The sequence below is a fragment of the Citrobacter freundii complex sp. CFNIH9 genome (assembly GCF_002903305.1).
Taxonomy (GTDB): domain Bacteria; phylum Pseudomonadota; class Gammaproteobacteria; order Enterobacterales; family Enterobacteriaceae; genus Citrobacter; species Citrobacter portucalensis.
This window is the reverse complement of record NZ_CP026238.1, coordinates 327288-345529: the sequence shown is the minus strand read 5'-3', so window position 1 is coordinate 345529 and position 18242 is coordinate 327288. Positions and strand designations below refer to the sequence as shown.

At 52.9% G+C, this 18242-nt stretch carries 16 protein-coding genes; 7 read left to right on the top strand and 9 right to left on the bottom strand.

Translation table 11 applies throughout. The features are described 5' to 3' along the window. Positions 1 to 6 precede the first annotated feature (6 nt). Positions 7 to 597: a 4'-phosphopantetheinyl transferase AcpT gene (gene acpT / locus C2U43_RS01700; protein ID WP_003827514.1), complete on the top strand. Its 591-nt coding sequence runs from the start codon at positions 7 to 9 to the stop codon at positions 595 to 597. On the opposite strand, the gene C2U43_RS01695 is transcribed toward acpT, so the two are convergent. Beyond that, the gene (locus tag C2U43_RS01695) at positions 589 to 1095 is read right to left on the bottom strand and encodes a phenolic acid decarboxylase (RefSeq protein ID WP_103284613.1); all 507 of its coding nucleotides are present in this window, start codon (positions 1093 to 1095) and stop codon (positions 589 to 591) included. The two genes, acpT and C2U43_RS01695, sit on opposite strands and share 9 nt — an antisense overlap. A gap of 99 nt (positions 1096 to 1194) precedes the next feature. On the opposite strand from C2U43_RS01695, the gene C2U43_RS01690 reads away from it, so the two are divergent. After that, positions 1195 to 2055 carry a LysR family transcriptional regulator gene (locus C2U43_RS01690; protein WP_103284612.1) on the top strand — a complete coding sequence of 287 codons (861 nt, stop codon included), beginning with the start codon at positions 1195 to 1197 and terminating at the stop codon, positions 2053 to 2055. A gap of 91 nt (positions 2056 to 2146) precedes the next feature. Then, positions 2147 to 2548, top strand: coding sequence for a nickel-responsive transcriptional regulator NikR (gene nikR / locus C2U43_RS01680; protein WP_003827507.1), 402 nt, complete (start codon positions 2147 to 2149; stop codon positions 2546 to 2548). A gap of 104 nt (positions 2549 to 2652) precedes the next feature. On the opposite strand, the gene C2U43_RS01675 is transcribed toward nikR, so the two are convergent. The 6 genes from C2U43_RS01675 to C2U43_RS01650 all read right to left on the bottom strand — a co-directional run bounded on the left by C2U43_RS01675 (position 2653) and on the right by C2U43_RS01650 (position 11275). Continuing rightward, entirely contained in the window at positions 2653 to 3777 is a 1125-nt protein-coding gene (locus C2U43_RS01675) for an ABC transporter permease (protein WP_020996068.1), read from the bottom strand. Further along, a complete protein-coding gene (gene rbbA / locus C2U43_RS01670; protein WP_103284611.1) occupies positions 3777 to 6524 on the bottom strand; it encodes a ribosome-associated ATPase/putative transporter RbbA in 2748 nt (915 codons plus the stop codon). Before rbbA ends, C2U43_RS01675 begins: the two co-directional genes overlap by 1 nt. Further along, positions 6521 to 7588, bottom strand: coding sequence for an HlyD family secretion protein (locus C2U43_RS01665; RefSeq protein ID WP_060682909.1), 1068 nt, complete (start codon positions 7586 to 7588; stop codon positions 6521 to 6523). Before C2U43_RS01665 ends, rbbA begins: the two co-directional genes overlap by 4 nt. Before the next feature lie 329 nt (positions 7589 to 7917). Then, a complete protein-coding gene (locus tag C2U43_RS01660; protein WP_103284610.1) occupies positions 7918 to 8550 on the bottom strand; it encodes a TIGR02646 family protein in 633 nt (210 codons plus the stop codon). Continuing rightward, entirely contained in the window at positions 8525 to 9991 is a 1467-nt protein-coding gene (locus tag C2U43_RS01655; RefSeq protein ID WP_197964487.1) for an AAA family ATPase, read from the bottom strand. Before C2U43_RS01655 ends, C2U43_RS01660 begins: the two co-directional genes overlap by 26 nt. 93 nt (positions 9992 to 10084) lie before the next feature. Further along, positions 10085 to 11275, bottom strand: a complete 1191-nt coding sequence (locus tag C2U43_RS01650) for an NAD(P)/FAD-dependent oxidoreductase (RefSeq protein ID WP_103284608.1) — start codon at positions 11273 to 11275, stop codon at positions 10085 to 10087. 229 nt (positions 11276 to 11504) lie between these two features. Between C2U43_RS01650 and pitA the strand changes: the two genes are divergently transcribed. Next, positions 11505 to 13004, top strand: a complete 1500-nt coding sequence (gene pitA, locus C2U43_RS01645; protein ID WP_003827471.1) for an inorganic phosphate transporter PitA — start codon at positions 11505 to 11507, stop codon at positions 13002 to 13004. A gap of 64 nt (positions 13005 to 13068) precedes the next feature. Here pitA and uspB read toward each other — a convergent pair whose 3' ends face one another. After that, entirely contained in the window at positions 13069 to 13404 is a 336-nt protein-coding gene (gene uspB / locus C2U43_RS01640; RefSeq protein ID WP_003023371.1) for a universal stress protein UspB, read from the bottom strand. A 393-nt stretch (positions 13405 to 13797) separates the two neighbouring features. On the opposite strand from uspB, the gene uspA reads away from it, so the two are divergent. Both uspA and dtpB read left to right on the top strand, forming a co-directional pair. After that, positions 13798 to 14235 carry a universal stress protein UspA gene (gene uspA / locus C2U43_RS01635; RefSeq protein ID WP_003023368.1) on the top strand — a complete coding sequence of 146 codons (438 nt, stop codon included), beginning with the start codon at positions 13798 to 13800 and terminating at the stop codon, positions 14233 to 14235. A gap of 281 nt (positions 14236 to 14516) precedes the next feature. After that, on the top strand, positions 14517 to 15989 hold the full coding sequence (dtpB, locus tag C2U43_RS01630; protein ID WP_048215357.1) for a dipeptide/tripeptide permease DtpB: 1473 nt from the start codon (positions 14517 to 14519) through the stop codon (positions 15987 to 15989). A gap of 87 nt (positions 15990 to 16076) precedes the next feature. Here dtpB and C2U43_RS01625 read toward each other — a convergent pair whose 3' ends face one another. Beyond that, positions 16077 to 16580 carry an RrF2 family transcriptional regulator gene (locus C2U43_RS01625; RefSeq protein ID WP_003023361.1) on the bottom strand — a complete coding sequence of 168 codons (504 nt, stop codon included), beginning with the start codon at positions 16578 to 16580 and terminating at the stop codon, positions 16077 to 16079. A 232-nt stretch (positions 16581 to 16812) separates the two neighbouring features. Here C2U43_RS01625 and C2U43_RS01620 point away from each other — a divergent pair, with 232 nt between their 5' ends. Continuing rightward, positions 16813 to 18012 (top strand): NAD(P)/FAD-dependent oxidoreductase, encoded by a 1200-nt coding sequence (locus tag C2U43_RS01620; RefSeq protein WP_103284607.1) that lies wholly within the window; start codon positions 16813 to 16815, stop codon positions 18010 to 18012. Positions 18013 to 18242 lie beyond the last annotated feature (230 nt).

The window sequence follows — 18242 nt, the reverse complement described above, 5'->3', positions numbered from 1 at the left end:
CCTAATATGTACCGGATCGTTCTTGGGAAAGTTTCTGTTTTAAGCGCTGGTGCACTGCCTGCCGCACTGAGTGAGCAAGCGCCGCAAGGTGCTCGCCGTGCGCGCTGGCTGGCCGGTCGCGTGCTGCTTTCCCATGCCCTTTCGCCATTACCAGACATCGTCTATGGCGAGCAAGGAAAACCGGCCTTTTCTGCTGACACGCCGCTGTGGTTCAATCTCAGCCACAGCGGTGATGATATCGCCCTGCTGCTCAGCGACGAAGGGGAAGTCGGCTGCGATATAGAAGTCGTTCGCCCGCGCGATAACTGGCAAACGCTGGCAAATACGGTATTCAGTCTTGGTGAGCATGCCGAAGTCGAGGCCGAACGCCCAGAGCAACAGCTGGCGGCGTTCTGGCGCATCTGGACGCGTAAAGAAGCTATCGTGAAACAGCGCGGCGGTAGCGCCTGGCAAATCGTCAGCGTCGACAGTACCGCGCTAACTTCCTCACTCTCCGTCAGCCAGTGCCAGCTCGATACCCTGAGCCTGGCGGTGTGCACCCCCACGCCGTTTACCCTGACCGCAGACGCCGTGCAGCGACTGGAAGCCTTAGCGTAAATTTTCCGGGAAGTTTTTCGGCAGCTCGCTCGCCGCACAGGCAATAACGTCATCATTGTTCGCGCCGCAGTCACTTACGAAAGTGATGGTCGCGAACTCATCAATCACCTCAGTGGGATACGCCGGGCCGGCATCGCGGTACGACATCATCAGCGGAATATGGTCATTCTGGAAGCAGACCGTTTTTTCCGGATTATTGATCACCCAGCGAGGGAAAAAGATGGTGCCGTGAAAGAGTTTGTCACCCAGATTTACGATCAGGCTGACGTCGGTCCCGGTCGGTTCGGTCCACGAAATTTTATAAACGCTCTCCCCGACCCGCACAATATAGGCCCGCTGATCTTTCACCCAACGATTCCCCACAATGCCGCTGTGAATGCGGTAGTCCAGCGTAGTGTCGTTTTTCACGTAGATCTCGTAATTCCAGCCATTATCGTAGGTATAGACCAGATGTTTGCCGACAAATCCGCTTAAATCATGTTTATCAAACGCACTCATATTCGTTCTCCTCTTACTTGATGCGAGGATCTTAACGCTTCAAAAATTGGATGAATAACGCTATGTTTGCATCAAATTCATTCAATTATTAGATGAGTTATGCACAAAACAACCCTCGAGCAGTGGGCCCTATTGGAGAAAGTGGTGGAGCTGGGCAGCTTCGCTAAAGCGGCGGAAGAGACCAACCGTAGCCAGTCTTCGGTAAGCTACAATCTGGCACTGTTACAGGAGCGACTTGGCGTAACGCTGCTGACCCCGGAAGGGCGCAGGGCTGTCCTGACACCGGCCGGAGAGCTATTGCTCAATCAGGTCAAACCGCTACTGAAGGCCTTTTTATGGGTGGAAACCCGGGCCGCAACGTTACAAAACGGTACGCGAACGCGGCTGGATTTGATGGTAGATAGCATCTTCCCACGCAAACGCCTGTTTGCCATTCTCAAACAGTTTCAGCAGGCCTGGCCGCAAACGCAGGTGCGTCTGACCGAAGTCCTGGAGAATGGCGATGCTCGACTGGCAGCACATGCCGATGCGGACGTAATGATCCTGACCCGGCGTCAGGATGTCACCGGACGCGGCGAATGGCTGATGAATATTGACTTCGTGGCCGTGGCCCACCGCGATCACCCACTCTGCATGCTGGATGTGCCGCTGAATGAAGACGCATTACGCGCCTGGCCGCTGATTCGCATTGCCGATCGCGACAACCCACAACAACCGGTGCGCGATGCCTGGACCTTCTCGACCATTGATGCCGCGATTGATGCGGTGATGTATCAGGTCGGTTACGGCTGGCTGCCCGAGGAACGTATTCAGACGCAACTTGATCAGGGGATTTTACGCCCACTGCCGTTAAGCCATGGTGCTCGTCGCGCCACGCCTTTGCATCTGATCGTTAAAAATACTCTCGCTCCGCTGGATGAACAGGTCAGTACCCTCCTGCGTTTATTACGAGAGCATTAACCTTTTCCCCGGATGCCGGACGTGTGTTACAAAATACGCTATTCCCCTTACTCCCTGTGCGCCAACGCGCCACATGAAAGGTTAACTGCAGATGCAACGAGTCACCATTACCCTCGATGACGATTTACTGGAAACGCTCGACGGCCTGAGTCAGCGCCGTGGCTACAACAACCGTTCCGAAGCGATACGCGATATTCTGCGTGGCGCACTGGCGCAGGAAACTACCCTTGAACACGGCACCCAGGGCTTCGCGGTGCTCTCGTATGTTTATGAGCATGAGAAGCGTGATCTGGCCAGCCGTATTGTTTCTACCCAACACCACCACCACGATTTATCGGTCGCCACGCTGCACGTGCACATCAACCATGACGACTGTCTGGAAATCGCCGTGCTAAAAGGCGACATGGGCGATGTGCAGCATTTTGCCGATGACGTGATTTCCCAGCGCGGCGTGCGCCACGGCCATCTACAGTGCCTGCCGAAAGAAGAGTAATTGCCTGTTTCGTTGCGGGATGCCGGATGGCGGCTACGCCTTATCCGGCCTACGTCCGTTACCGTTTGTAGGCCAGGCAAGCGAAGCGCCCCCGGCAATAATGATTACGCCATCGTGCCAATCGTCTTTCTGAAACGCAGCAGTGCAATCAGGAAGAACGCGCTACCAATCGCCAGCAGCGTCAGAAACTGCGGCCAGACAATGCTAAACCCGGCTCCGCGATAAAGTATCGCCTGCGCGAGACTGACAAAATGAGTAGTCGGCATGGTCAGCATAATGTCCTGCACCGCCTGCGGCATGCTTTCACGCGGTGTGGAGCCACCTGAAAGCATCTGTAACGGCAGCAGCACCAGAATCATCAGCAGCCCCAGCTGCGGCATGGAGCGCGCCAGCGTGCCCATAAAAATGCCGATCGAGGTGGTGGCGAACAGGCTCAGCGCCACGCCCAGCATAAACAACGGTATCGAACCTTCAATCGGCACCCCGAGCACGCCTTTTACCATCAGCATCAGCGACAGACCGGAAACCACCAGCACCACCAGCCCCATCGACCAGATTTTTGCCATCATGATCTCAAACGGCGTCACCGGCATCACCAGCAGATGTTCAATGGTCCCGTGCTCGCGTTCGCGGATCAACGCCGAACCGGTCAGCACAATCGCCAGCATAGTGATGTTATTGATAATCGCCATCACCGCGCCAAAGCGGGCGGGTTCCAGATTAGGGTTAAAGCGCATGCGCATTTCCAGCGCCACCGGCGGCTCATTGTTATCGCGGTAACGCGCCACAAAGCTGTTCACCTCGCCGCTGATGATATTCTGGATATAGCTGTTGCCGGTAAACGCCTGGCTCATGCGCGTGGCATCGACGTTAACCTGTATATCCGGTTGTCGTCCGGCCAGCACATCGCGCTGAAAATCAGGCGGAATGTTTACGGCGAAGGTATAGCGCCCGGCGTCCAACCCGGCATCCATTTCATCGGCAGTGATCATCTCCGGCGGTAAAAACCACGGGCGATAAAAGCTGTTCACAATCCGATTCGACAACTGCGACTGGTCCATATCGGCAATAGCAATCGGTGCCAGATGCAGCGAACCCGGCAGGACGGTCGCGGAAGAATAAACCGAAATCGTGAAGGCGAAGACGATCAGCGTCAGCATCGCTTTGTCACCCAGCAGGCTGCGCAACTCTTTGATGCCGAGGTTATAAATATTGCGTAATCGGCGCATCACCCCTCCTGTTTTTTCAGCAGTAATACGCTCAGACCAATCACCACCGGAATGGCTACCGCCAGCGGAATAAACAGCTGCCAGAGATCGGTCAGATCCAACGCTTTAGAGAACGTTCCACGCGCGATGGTCAGAAAATGGCTGGTCGGATAAATTTCACCAATCCACCGACCCGGCCCTTCCAGCGAGGCAACTGGATCGATCATTCCGGAAAACTGCGTCGCCGGGATCAGCGTAATAATCGCCGTACCAAAAATGGCCGCGATCTGGCTTTTCATAAACGTGGAGATTAACAGCCCCAGCCCGGTGGCAATGGTGACGTACAGCAGCGCAGCCAGCGTCAGGGTCACAAAGCTCCCCTTATGCGGAACGCCGAATACAAACACCGACAGCGCGCACAACAGCAGGAAGTTCAGCATGCCCAGCACGATGTACGGCAACTGTTTGCCGAGTAAAAACTCGCTGCGGGTCGTGGGCGTAACGTACAGATTGATAATCGACCCCAGCTCTTTCTCACGCACCACGCTGAGGGCGCTGAGCATGGAAGGGATCATCATCAACAGCAGTGGGATCACTGCCGGAACAATCGCCGGTAGACTCTTCACATCCGGGTTGTAACGATAGCGAGTTTCAATGGTCATCAGCCCGTTTTGCCCGCTGGCATTTGGCTGGCGCGCCATCACATCCTGCAGCCAGGTCTGGTGCATCGCCTGCACGTAACCCCTGACCGTTTCAGCGCGGCTTGGCATTGCGCCATCGACCCAGACGCCAATCTTCACCGGCGTTCCACGCGCGATATCGCGGCCAAAATTTGGCGGAATTTCAATTGCTACCGCAACTTCCCCTGAGCGCATCCGTTTGTCCAGCTCGTCATAACTGGTGAGCGGCGGTTGCTCGATAAAATAGCGCGAACCCGCCAGATTCAGCGTCCACGCCTGGCTGCTGACGGTCTGGTCGCGATCGAGCACCGAAAAACGCAGGTTTTCTACATCCATGCTGATGCCGTAGCCCATGATAAGCATCAGGATCACTGTGCCCATCAGCGCCAGCGTTGAACGTACCGGGTCACGTCGCAGCTCCAGCGCTTCACGACGGCTGTAGCTGAACAAGCGCCGCAGGCTAAAGCCTTGCCGCGGCGGCTTACTGTTTTCATGCACTGTCTGGACATTGGCTGGCGCTAACTGAGCTTCCGGCGCCGGGCCTGCCGCTTCCTGCAACCAGGAGATAAACGCCTCTTCCAGACTGGCAGCTCCACGCTGTTTCACCAGTTCCTGCGGCGTACCGCTGGCCAGTACTTTTCCGGCGTGCATCAGCGACATGCGGTCGCAGCGCTCCGCTTCGTTCATAAAGTGGGTGGAGATAAAAATGGTCACTTTGTCCTGGCGCGACAGATCAACCATCAGTTGCCAGAACATATCCCTCGCTACCGGATCGACCCCGGAGGTCGGTTCATCAAGAATGAGCATCTCCGGGCGATGGATCACCGCCACCGCCAGCGACAGGCGTTGACGGATCCCCAACGGCAGCGCACCGGGCAGCGCATCTTCGACATCGGTCAGCGAAAAGCGCTCACTCATCTCCTGCACCCGCCCAGGGATTTCTGCTTCAGGGATATGGAACAGCCGCGCATGTAGTTCGAGGTTTTGCCGGACAGTCAGCTCGCTGTAGAGCGAAAATGCCTGCGACATATAGCCTACCCGGCGGCGGGTATCGATATTCTTCGGATCAACCGCTTGTCCAAACAGCCACGCCTCGCCTTCGCTTGCGGGCAGCAGTCCGGTGAGCATTTTCATAGTGGTGGATTTACCGCAGCCGTTGGAGCCGAGAAAACCGAAGATTTCCCCGCGCGGAATGCGGAAGTTAACGTGGTCCACCGCCACAAATTTACCGAAGCGCATGGTCAGGTTTTTCGCCTCGATGGCAATCTCTTCCTGCTCAGCGTGATACGGCGGGATCACTACCGGTTTATGCGCCTGGCGCTGGGCTTCAGGTAACAGCGCGATAAACGCCTGCTCCAGCGTGTTGCTGTTGGTTTGCTCACGTAGCTGCTGCGCGCTCCCTGTGGCTAACACCTCCCCGGCGTTCATCGCCACCAGCCAGTCAAAGCGCTCGGCTTCTTCCATATAAGCGGTCGCAACCAGCACGCTCATGTTGGTCTGCCGCTGGCGAATGCTGTTAATCAGATCCCAGAACTGGGCGCGGGACAGCGGGTCGACCCCGGTGGTGGGTTCATCGAGAATTAACAGTTCCGGGTCGTGGATTAACGCGCAGCACAGCCCCAGCTTTTGCTTCATCCCGCCCGAGAGCTTCCCGGCAGGACGGTCGCGAAACGGTGCCAGTCCGGTGCTATTCAGCAGCTCGGTAATCCGCGCCTCACGCTCCGCTTTGTCATGCCCAAACAGGCGGGCAAAGAAATCGACGTTCTCATATACCGACAGCGTGTGATACAGGTTTTTCCCCAGCCCCTGCGGCATCCAGGCAATGCGCGGGCAGACATCCCGGCGATGTTTTGGGTCGCGCATATCGCCGCCCAGCACCATCACGTTGCCGTGTTCAATAACCCGTGCGCCGGAGATGAGCGATAGCAGGCTCGATTTTCCGACGCCGTCCGGGCCAATCAGCCCCACCATACAGCGGGCAGGGATATCCAGCGTGATATTGTTCAGCGCTACCGTTTTCCCGTAATGCTGACTCACGCCGTCAAGGTGCGCCACGGGAGGAACGGGAACCAGCGCCAGATGCGTCATTGCGGCAACCTCACCACCAGGTCGTCAGGCCAGGCGCGACTTTCATCAACACGCACCCACGCCATGCCCGGCAGACCGGTTTTCACGTACTCCAGATGCTGCTGCAACAGCTCTGGCGGGATACGCGCTTTGACGCGAAACATCAGTTTCAGCCGTTCATCGCTGGTTTCGACCGTTTTCGGCGTGAACTGCGCGACGCTAGCCACAAAGCTGATGGTCGCCGGAATACGCAGATCCGGCGCAGCATCCAGCACCAGCCGCGCTTCTCCACCAATCTTCAGTAAACCAGCCTGTTCGGTTGGCAAGAAGAACGTCATGTAGACATCGCTGAGATCGACCATATTCAGCACGCGACCGCCCGCGGAAAGCACCTCGCCCGGTTCAGCTACGCGGTACTGTACGCGGCCATCGCGCGGGGCTTTCAACTCGCTGTCATCAATATCAGCCACAATACGACGTTCGGTAGCCTGCGCGGCTTCTACGCGGGTTTGCGCCTGAATGATACTGGTGCGAGCGGCTTCAATGGCGGCTTTTGCCGCAGAGACCTGCGCCTTTGCGGATTCCAGTGCAGCGCGTGCGCTTTCTGCCGCAGCCCTGTCGTCATCCAGCTGTTGCTCAGACACAGCCCCACGCTGAGATAGCGAACGGGAGCGGACGTGGCGTTTAGAGACCGACTGCAGTTCCGCCTCACGCTGTTTTACCACCGACTGCGCGGCGCGCATTTCACTTTGCCGCTGCTCTAACAACGCCCGCGCCGCCGCCACCGCGCTTTCGGCCTCTTTGATTTGGGCTACCGCTTCCAGCCGCTGCTCCTGCAGCACGCGGGTATCCATTTTCGCCAGCACTTCGCCCTGGCGAACGAACTGCCCTTCCGACACGAGGATCGTGTCAATTCGCCCGGCAATCTTGGTGGCAATATCCACTTCGGTAGCTTCAATTCTGCCATTGCTGGCTGCAAACCCCTCCGGTATTCCCGCAGGGCGCAGCATCCACCATGCTATCGCGGCCACCACGACCAGAATGCCCGCCACCCACCACATCATATGACGTTTAAACTTATCCATATTCGACCCGCCGTAATCCCTGTTATCAAACGATGCGTGTCACAAAGCCCACTGAACAGCTATTCAGCGGGGGATTCCATCCGGGATAAGAAGGAATGAGAAACAATGGCCAGAGAGCAGACAGGCATGTAAGCAACCTGCGCCGCGAAGGAAGTGAATGATGAAAATGCTGTGAAATCGGGTAGTAATGTTGTCATCATCAGCGTTCCTGGCCGGAAATGAAACACGCATACTCATTACTGCTGTCTATTGAATACTAACACCTGGATTCAATATGTCTATTCGGTTGTTGTTTGTGTTGAGGGACATCCATAATGGACCAACAGTATTTACTCTGATAACCAGCCCCGAAGAACGTTGATAACGATGGGGGCATAAGGTTCCAGTTGATTGTCTTTGGGGAGACTCAGGACATTAATTAGATCGTGGAGTAATTCATCGTCTTCCAGACCTTCATCAGGATCTATTCCGTTACTAAATAGTATGGTGGCTATGGCTTGTTTGCGTATTTCAATCAGCTTTCTGTTCTTCGTTTCATCCTCTCCAAGATTAAGAACCCGAATCGCTTCCTGCGCACGAAACGTATTACCTCTGACACGACCACTGATCATAAATTCCAGTTCCGTTTCACACTCATCCATCAACGGAGTCAGTGAAAACAGCTGGGAACCGTGAGATTCATCACATTGCTTTGCTGTAGTGCAACTTGCAACAATATTATTAAAATCAAGGGATAAATGCTGGGCGTGATGTCTGGCTTGCACATGCTCATTCATAGTATCACTATTCTGACCACTGATAGGTTTACAGCAATACGCACACAGATAAAATTGTTCCTGAACACAAACCGCCCGAATATCTCGACGTTCTATTTCAGTCAAATCCTCATAAACGCCGCTCGCATTAGAACGCTTCCAGCGAGTCAAACTACCTGGCTCATTGCTCTTCGTGATTTTTCTCAATGCGTAACTCCTGTTTGCGCAGTAATAAACGAGCTTTAGATAATTCCAGATTATTAGCAGGCAGATCCTCCATTAGCTTTTCAAGTAAACTTCTCGCTTGATTTAGCTGTTTTTTCTGAATTAAATCCAATAAATCGTTGAGTTGAGTCGCAATCTTTGCATTACGAATATCCGTATCCATCACATCCAGTAATACACTATTTGCATCTTGCCCATACAGAGAAGGAACAACACTCAACTCCCCATCATCAAGCGAATAGACCAGTACATTTTTGCAGTCGCTGATGACCAAAGGCGAATGGGTTGTCAAAATAAACTGGCAGTGAGGAAATGTTGTGGTTAACCGATCTATAATACCACGCTGCCACGAGGGATGAAGATGCATGTCTACTTCGTCAATCAGCACAACTCCTTGTCCATACAATGGATTTTCCAGGGTCGGATTCATCATCGCCAATCGACGAGCGATATCCCCAACAAGCGCCATCAGTGATTTTTCACCTTGCGACAATTGCAAGACATTGAGTGTTTCCCCGTTTTTTTCTACCGTCATATGCACCCGAGGCTTACGGCGAACCTGGAGCCCTTCAAAACCCGGCATAAATGCGGCAATTGCAGCACGTACTGCGTTTAGTTGCGGATCTCTGGCCTCTTTAGATTTATCCTGAATATCCTGCATCAATTTAATAGCGCTTTTAAGTTTTTTGAACTCCTCGCCTAAGCCTTTAAAATCAAGAGGTTCAAGTTTATCGACACGCTCATCAGCATTTTCAATATCGGCAAGTATTTGCAATCTATTTTCAAAATCCTCATCTAGAAAATCCGACAATACCGTTTTATCATTCTCATTTTCAATATCTTCTCGGGTACGGAACCACTCAAAAAACCGACTAAAATCTACGCCCTGATTAAGAGCATGGTCATATCCATCTATCTGCTGGAAAGCATGTTTATTTTTAATTTTAAGAGGGATTTCCAATACGCTTCGTTCTACCGGATAAAAGGCGATTAAAGGTAAACTGCTTTTACGATGTTGTGTTAAGAGGGTGCGGTAATAATTTGCCAAAACGGAAGCAGAATTAAGCAGGCTGGTATATTCGCCAATCATTCCACTTCTGGCTTTCGCCAGAGTCCAGTGATATTCCTTTTCTTCTGCACCGATTACCGCGGCTTTCACCGCAAGCGTAATTGCAGCAGATGTACTCTCATTAGTAATCAGATTTTCACTGAGGCTACTGCCACTCCCTTTCTCACTACGAATGCGTGATACCATCCAACTGAGTGATGTCGCCAGCGCCTGTAAAATTGACGTTTTTCCTGCACCATTATTCCCCACCAGCACAGTAACATTGGAAGGATTGTCGCTTGTAGGCGCAATTGGGACCTCTAAAGAGGTAAAGCGCCCGACATTGTGTAATGTCAACTGCGTAATTTTCATCATCCATTCCTTAAGTAAACATGAGATCGCTGGTACAGGTATCGCGCTACCGCTAATGATACATCTCTTGAGCAATGATTCATCAATCTCCAGAGTTTAATTCGCCAGATCCTGCGCGCATGCCCAGGCACTCGACCATGCCCACTGGAAGTTATAGCCACCCAACCAGCCGGTGACGTCCATCACTTCGCCGATAAAGTAGAGCCCTGGCACTTTGCGGGCTTCCATTGTGCGCGATGACAGCTCGTTGGTATCGACGCCGCCCAACGTAACTTCAGCGGTACGATACCCTTCCGTACCGTTCGGCTGCACCCGCCACTCGGTCAGCGTTTCAACCAGCGTTTGCTGATCGCGTACGTTAAGCTGCTTCAGAGACACGTCAGGAATTTGCCCTAACTGTTGCAAGCATTCCACCAGACGCTTTGGCAACTGCATTGCTAAGGTATTCTTTAAGCTCTGGTTAGGGTGTGCGCTACGTTGTTCGTCGAGGAAGCTCGCCAGGTCAACATCCGGCAACAAATTAATGCTGACAAATTCGCCTGGCTGCCAAAAACTGGAAATCTGCAAAACAGCTGGGCCCGAAAGTCCTCGGTGTGTAAAGAGCAGATTTTCACGAAATACTGTGCCGTCTTCGGCGGTGATAACGGAGGAGACCGACACGCCAGAGAGCACCTGAAGCTGCTCCAGCAGTGGCTTATGCAACGTAAAGGGCACCAGTCCCGCGCGCGTTGGCAACACCTTCAGACCAAACTGTTCGGCAATTTTATAACCAAACGGCGTTGCCCCCAGTCCCGGCATGGAAAGCCCACCGGAAGCGATAACCAGTTTTTTCGTGCCGACCGTCATGCCGTTCAGTTCGAGGGTGAAACCTTCATCATCCTGCACCACGCTCAGGACTTCGCTCCGTAACCGCATAGTTACGTTACCTTTTTCACACTCGTCTACCAGCATATCGACAATTTGCTGAGCGGAATCATCGCAGAACAGCTGACCCAGCGTTTTTTCATGCCAGGCAATACCATGTTTGCCCACCAGGTCGATAAAATCCCACTGCGTGTAACGCGCCAGTGCCGATTTGCAAAAATGGGGGTTTTGGCTCAAATAGGCGGCCGGTTCGACATAAAGATTGGTAAAGTTGCAGCGTCCCCCGCCAGACATGAGAATCTTGCGTCCTGGCTTTTTACCATTATCAATAAGCAGTACTCGACTACCTGCTTGTCCTGCCTGCGCGGCACAAAACATACCCGCTGCGCCAGCGCCTATAATAACGGTATCAAACCTTTCCACGTTGCGATCCTCTCTAAAAAGCGGGTGTGAATTGTAAAGATTCCTCAGTGGTCGCACCAGCACCAAACTACCGATAAAGGGTATTTAACTGAAATATATAGGATAATTCTTTAGTGGTGTAAAACAAAGCAGGAGACAAATCAAAAAAACTCTATATTTCACTTTGCCCGCGCCGCCAAAGTCACTGATAATGCGCCGCGTTCATGTCCTCAAAATGGCGTAACGTCCTATGCTACATTTGTTTGCTGGCCTGGATTTACATACCGGGCTTTTACTATTGCTTGCTCTGGCTTTTGTGCTGTTCTACGAAGCAATTAACGGCTTCCATGACACAGCCAATGCTGTCGCAACCGTGATCTATACCCGTGCAATGCGTTCGCAATTGGCGGTGGTCATGGCTGCGTTGTTCAACTTCTTTGGTGTTTTGCTGGGTGGTCTCAGCGTGGCGTATGCCATCGTGCATATGCTACCAACGGATCTGCTGCTTAATATGGGATCGTCACATGGCCTTGCCATGGTGTTCTCCATGCTGCTGGCGGCAATTATCTGGAACCTGGGTACCTGGTACTTTGGTTTACCTGCATCCAGCTCCCACACGCTGATTGGCGCCATTATCGGTATTGGTTTAACCAATGCACTGATGACCGGCACCTCGGTGGTGGACGCACTTAACATTCCGAAAGTTATCGGTATTTTTGCTTCGCTTATCATCTCGCCAATTGTTGGTCTGGTGGTTGCAGGCGGTCTTATTTTCATTCTGCGTCGTTACTGGAGCGGTACAAAAAAACGTGCCCGTATCCACCTGACGCCAGCAGAACGTGAAAAGAAAGATGGCAAGAAAAAGCCGCCGTTCTGGACCCGTATTGCACTGATCCTCTCCGCTATCGGCGTAGCGTTCTCTCATGGCGCTAACGACGGGCAGAAAGGCATTGGTCTGGTGATGCTGGTGCTGATTGGCGTAGCGCCTGCAGGCTTCGTGGTGAATATGAATGCTTCCGGTTACGAGATTACCCGTACCCGTGATGCAATCAATAACGTCGAAGTCTTCTTCCAGCAGCGCCCTGACCTGCTTAAACAGGCCACAGGCGTAGACCAGCTGATTCCGTCCCCGACGGACGCGGCACCTGCGACGACGACAGAGTTCCATTGCCACCCGGCGAATACCATCAACGCGCTGGAACGTGCGAAAGGTATGCTGGCGAACCTGGAAACCTACGACAAGTTAAGCGTCGAACAGCGTGGTCAGCTGCGCCGTATTATGCTGTGCATCTCTGATACCACCGATAAAGTGGTTAAGTTGCCTGGCGTAAGCGCTGACGATCAGCGTCTGCTGAAAAAACTGAAAGCCGACATGCTGAGCACCATTGAGTACGCGCCTATCTGGATCATTATGGCCGTCGCACTGGCGCTGGGTATTGGTACGATGATTGGCTGGCGTCGTGTTGCCACCACCATCGGCGAGAAAATCGGTAAGAAAGGCATGACTTATGCCCAGGGGATGTCGGCTCAGATGACCGCCGCAGTCTCTATCGGTCTCGCCAGCTACACCGGTATGCCCGTTTCCACCACCCACGTTCTCTCTTCTTCCGTTGCGGGGACGATGGTTGTTGATGGCGGCGGATTGCAGCGTAAAACGGTAACCAGCATTCTGATGGCCTGGGTCTTCACCCTGCCAGCTGCGATTATTCTTTCCGGGGTGCTGTACTGGCTCTCCCTGAAGCTTATCTAAGCGAATGCACGGTAAAAAAGCGGGTCAGGAAGCTGACCCGCTTTTTTTGTATCTGTTGTTGGCATCAGTGCCAGATAATCAGCGCAACCATGCTGATTAGCACCAGGCCGCATAGCGCGCTGGTGAGAATGAACTGACCGCGAACCCGCTCACAGCGGCGAATAAATTCATCATCATGATGATCGCGGTAACGCTGAGCGTAGATATACCACACCAGACGCATCTGCTTGTTCGGTTGCCCATGCGAGGTAAAAAAGCCCCCTCCATCTACATACTGGTAAAGTAATGGATCGCAACCACGAAGTACCACTAACAGTGCGCGTAGCGAAGAAAAATAGCGCGCCATATTAACAATGCAAACGACACATAAAGCCCAGAATAATGCAATGGTGCTTATCATACCTCCTCCCCGGCGACCCGCCCACGGAACTCCTTTCCGGGACTACCGCTCCCCGATACCCTGCCAAACCATTCAATGAAGAGTGCAGCCGAAACCGTTCGTGTTAGTATCACGCATCCGAACGCCTCTTTAGATAGTGTAGGAGATTAGTTAATTTTTTTGCCATAAGGTTAATCGCTATCAATGCAATTAACTAAAAAATTTGTTTAACTATTTGGCAAGCAAGGCGGATTGACGGATTATCCTGGTCGCTATAATGTAAGGATAGTCCTTATATGGTACGTTTTTTACGACTGGGCTAGCCCCGCGCACAAGGTTCGCAGGACGCGGATGACGCGGCGGCATATAACGCCAGCAGGCTAGTCATCGACAACTTATGGAAGGAGTAACACTATGGCTTATAAACACATTCTTATCGCGGTTGATCTTTCTCCGGAAAGCAAAGTTCTGGTTGAAAAAGCGGTTTCTATGGCGCGACCTTACAATGCTAAAGTCTCCCTTATCCACGTTGACGTAAACTATTCCGACCTGTACACCGGGCTCATCGACGTGAATCTGGGCGACATGCAGAAACGCATTTCTGAAGAAACCCACCACGCGTTAACCGAGCTGTCCACCAATGCAGGCTACCCTATCACCGAAACCCTGAGCGGTAGCGGCGACCTGGGTCAGGTTCTGGTTGATGCCATCAAAAAATACGACATGGATCTGGTCGTCTGTGGTCACCACCAGGATTTCTGGAGCAAACTGATGTCCTCCGCGCGCCAACTGATCAACACCGTCCACGTCGACATGTTGATTGTTCCGCTGCGTGACGACGAAGAAGCATAAAATGCTTGCCGCCGGAAGTTAGCCCGGCCCACTGCAAGTCGTTAAGCCTGTAAACGCCCGCCTTCGCGGGCGTTTTTGTTTTTATCATTCGGTCACAATTAGTACATCAATCCAACAAACAAATCATAATTAGTGTGATCTACTAATTGGATCGAAAACTATCTCTATAATACTCTACCCTTGCGGCCAATAACCGCAGTCTATAACAAAATAAGACTTTTTCGGCGCGTTTAAGCATACGCGTTCATACTTTTCGGGATGGCTTTGAAAGGCGATGGAATATGAATAAAACTGCACCTACGGGCTTGCTGCAGCAACCTCGTCCGTTCTTCATGATCTTCTTTGTGGAATTATGGGAACGATTTGGCTATTACGGCGTACAGGGCATCCTGGCGGTATTTTTTGTTAAGCAGCTCGGATTTTCACAAGAACAGGCATTTGTCACCTTTGGTGCCTTTGCCGCACTGGTTTACGGCCTGATCTCGATCGGCGGCTACGTCGGCGACCACCTGTTAGGCACCAAGCGCACGCTGGTACTCGGTGCCATTGTGCTGGCAATCGGCTACTTCATGACCGGGATGTCGCTGCTTAAGCCGGATCTGATCTTTATTGCTTTGGGTACCATTGCCGTTGGTAACGGGCTATTTAAAGCCAACCCGGCAAGCCTGCTGTCAAAATGTTATCCCCCGAAAGACGCCCGTCTGGACGGTGCTTTCACCCTGTTTTATATGTCGATTAACATCGGTTCGCTACTGTCACTGTCGCTGGCGCCGGTGATTGCCGATAAGTTTGGCTACGCAGTGACTTACAACCTGTGCGGAGCCGGACTAATCGTCGCGCTGTTGGTATACTTTGCCTGCCGCGGAATGGTGAAAAATATCGGCTCTGAGCCAGACCATAAGCCACTGAACTTCCGTAACCTGCTGTACGTGCTGGCCGGTACGGTAGTGATGGTATTTATCTGCGCCTGGCTGATGCACAACGTGCAGATTGCCAACCTGGTGCTGATCGTCCTGTCGATTGCCGTGACCATCATCTTCTTCCGTCAGGCATTCAAACTGGATAAAACCGGGCGCAACAAGATGTTCGTGGCCTTTATCCTGATGCTGGAAGCGGTGGTGTTCTACGTGCTGTACGCGCAGATGCCGACATCGCTAAACTTCTTTGCAATCAATAACGTACACCATGAAATTCTTGGTTTCGCCATCAACCCGGTGAGCTTCCAGGCGCTGAACCCGTTCTGGGTGGTACTGGCGAGTCCGGTACTGGCCGCAATCTATACCCGTCTGGGCAACAAAGGCAAAGACCTGACCATGCCGATGAAATTTACGCTCGGTATGTTCCTGTGCTCATTGGGCTTCCTGACGGCCGCCGCTGCCGGGATGTGGTTTGCCGATGCACAAGGGCTGACGTCGCCGTGGTTTATCGTGCTGGTGTATCTGTTCCAGAGCCTGGGTGAACTGCTGATTAGCGCCCTGGGACTGGCTATGGTCGCCGCTCTCGTGCCACAACACCTGATGGGCTTCATTCTTGGGATGTGGTTCCTGACACAAGCCGCAGCCTTCCTGATGGGGGGTTATGTCGCTACGTTCACCGCCGTACCAGAGAACATCACCGACCCGCTGCAAACGCTGCCTATCTATACCAACGTCTTCAGTAAGATTGGCCTTGTCACCCTGGCCGTAACGGTCGTGATGGCGATTATGGTGCCATGGCTGAACCGCATGATTAATACGCCGAGCACCGAGCAATAACCTTCAGTGCCGGATGGCGGCTATTGCCCCTATCCGGCCTACATTCAACATGCCCGGTCGCCTTGCGCTATCGGGCATTTTCACTCACTACCCTTTACGCGCGTCTATCCACTCCTGCACTTCCACCACAAAGGTATCCGGTGCTTTACGGTACATTTTGCGCGCCAAGTCCAGAATCGTATGCTGGCCGAGCGCTTCTTCCATTCGCTGCTGAGCCATGTCCATTACCGAACGCACACCACAAATGCCTTCACAGGCCCACTCGGGTGGATGCTCCTCAAATACCGCCAGCCGCTGGCGAATTTCACGACATTCAAAGATGCGCTTATCGCCATCAATAGCATTCACCACATCCAGCACCGTGATGTGTTCAGCGGGTTTAGCTAACTGGAAACCGCCACCTTTGCCTTCAATGCTGCGCACCAGACCCGCTTTGGACAGACGGGTGAAAATTTTTGCCAGATAGTCATACGGTACGCTTTGCAGTTCGGCTATTTCCCGCACGCTCATATCCCGCGCGTCGCCCTTACTGTCGACCATACACATCAGGCTATGAATGCCGTACTCAACTCCCGAACTGTAGAATGCCATTCTCTTATCTCAGCCAAAATGAATCTGAGTTTATTGTAGCTTTTTCATCTCATTCATTCCAGACAGCAAAGTACTCCCTTTTCACAACAGAACTTTAAATACATATTTATCAAATAGATAATCAAAAAACACCACCCTTTGAGGCAAAAAGGATCTCGATCGCATTGCAATTCATAACTACGACAAATAAAATCCGAGTAAATAAATCGTAGTCACCAGTGAGAAAACCCCAATGCGTAAACAAATTCTGATCGTGGGCGCCGGCTTTGCCGGTATGTGGGCAGCATTAAGCGCCGCACGACTGGCGGATAAACATCAGCAGGCCATTGATATTACAGTAATTGCGCCACAACCGGAGCTGCGTGTCCGCCCACGATTTTATGAAAGCGCCGTTCATACGCTGGTCGCACCACTGCAACCGCTATTTGACGTTACCGGCGTCAACTTCCTGCAAGGTCACGTCGAGCAAATCCTCCCGGACTCTAAAGAGGTGAGCTGGAAAGATGCCAACGGTGACACTCATCTGCATCGCTATGACCGCCTGGTGCTCGCCAGCGGAAGTCACGTAAACCGCGACGCCGTTGCCGGTGCCGCCGAGCACGCGTTTGACCTCGACCAACTCGAGAGCGCCGCCGTACTGGAGCAGCACATTAGCAATCTGGCATTACAACCGGAAAGTGAGGCTCGTAATACTGTGGTGGTCTGTGGTGGTGGTTTCACCGGGATAGAGATGGCGCTGGAATTACCGGGTCGTTTGCGCGAAATATTGGGCGCTGATGCTAAGACCAGAGTTGTCGTAGTTGAACGCGGTGCTCAGCCGTGCGGACGCTGGAGCCAGGAATTACGTGACGTGATTATCGAAGCCTCTGCTGAACTGGGCGTCGAGTGGCTGGTCAATGCGGAAGTAGAGTGTGTGGATGCCTCCGGCGTCACGCTGAAAGATGGGCAGGTGATTGCCTCTCAGACGGTTATCTGGACCGTCGGCGTACAGGCTAATAACCTGACAGCACAGATTAACGCCCCGCGCGATCGCCAGGGCCGTCTGCATGTGAATGCCAATCTGCAGGTTGTGGGTCACGATGATATCTACGCCACTGGCGATGTGGCCTATGCCGCCACCGACGACAAAGGCAACCATGCGTTAATGACCTGTCAGCACGCTATTTTGTTGGGTAAATTTGCCGGTAATAACGCTGCGGCAGATCTGTTGGACGTAGCGCCATTGCCATATCGTCAGGAAAACTACGTCACCTGCCTGGATCTTGGTGCCTGGGGTGCGGTGTATAGCGAAGGATGGGATCAACAGGTGAAACTGACGCGCGCAGAAGCGAAGAAGCTGAAGGTGTCGATTGTCAGCGAGCTGATTTACCCACCGAAAGCAGACCGAGCAGTAGCATTTGAGATTGCCGACCCGCTGGCACCGTTTGTTTAATAGGTTATGCCGGATGCGGCTAACGCCTTATCCGGCCTTGTATTATCCTCTCTGTGCAGAGAGGGCCGGCCAGTTCTCCCTGCCATGCCGTCCGCATGCCGTATCCGGCCTTAGGTTAACAACCTGTATTGTAGATTTATGCAGCGGACTGCCGTTCTCCACAAGTGACAAACCGGACAGTATCATGGACCGGTTTTCCCGGTAATCCGCATTCACAAGGTTGGTCTCAC

What these genes read in the sequence shown, in the direction of transcription:
- pitA (WP_003827471.1), top strand. Translation starts at nt 11,505, where the DNA reads ATGCTACATTTGTTTGCTGGCCTGGATTTACATACCGGGCTTTTACTA.
- C2U43_RS01675 (WP_020996068.1), bottom strand. Translation starts at nt 3,777, where the DNA reads ATGCGCCGATTACGCAATATTTATAACCTCGGCATCAAAGAGTTGCGC.
- C2U43_RS01665 (WP_060682909.1), bottom strand. Translation starts at nt 7,588, where the DNA reads ATGGATAAGTTTAAACGTCATATGATGTGGTGGGTGGCGGGCATTCTG.
- dtpB (WP_048215357.1), top strand. Translation starts at nt 14,517, where the DNA reads ATGAATAAAACTGCACCTACGGGCTTGCTGCAGCAACCTCGTCCGTTC.
- C2U43_RS01625 (WP_003023361.1), bottom strand. Translation starts at nt 16,580, where the DNA reads ATGGCATTCTACAGTTCGGGAGTTGAGTACGGCATTCATAGCCTGATG.
- acpT (WP_003827514.1), top strand. Translation starts at nt 7, where the DNA reads ATGTACCGGATCGTTCTTGGGAAAGTTTCTGTTTTAAGCGCTGGTGCA.
- C2U43_RS01695 (WP_103284613.1), bottom strand. Translation starts at nt 1,095, where the DNA reads ATGAGTGCGTTTGATAAACATGATTTAAGCGGATTTGTCGGCAAACAT.
- C2U43_RS01655 (WP_197964487.1), bottom strand. Translation starts at nt 9,991, where the DNA reads ATGATGAAAATTACGCAGTTGACATTACACAATGTCGGGCGCTTTACC.
- C2U43_RS01620 (WP_103284607.1), top strand. Translation starts at nt 16,813, where the DNA reads ATGCGTAAACAAATTCTGATCGTGGGCGCCGGCTTTGCCGGTATGTGG.
- nikR (WP_003827507.1), top strand. Translation starts at nt 2,147, where the DNA reads ATGCAACGAGTCACCATTACCCTCGATGACGATTTACTGGAAACGCTC.
- uspA (WP_003023368.1), top strand. Translation starts at nt 13,798, where the DNA reads ATGGCTTATAAACACATTCTTATCGCGGTTGATCTTTCTCCGGAAAGC.
- rbbA (WP_103284611.1), bottom strand. Translation starts at nt 6,524, where the DNA reads ATGACGCATCTGGCGCTGGTTCCCGTTCCTCCCGTGGCGCACCTTGAC.
- C2U43_RS01690 (WP_103284612.1), top strand. Translation starts at nt 1,195, where the DNA reads ATGCACAAAACAACCCTCGAGCAGTGGGCCCTATTGGAGAAAGTGGTG.
- uspB (WP_003023371.1), bottom strand. Translation starts at nt 13,404, where the DNA reads ATGATAAGCACCATTGCATTATTCTGGGCTTTATGTGTCGTTTGCATT.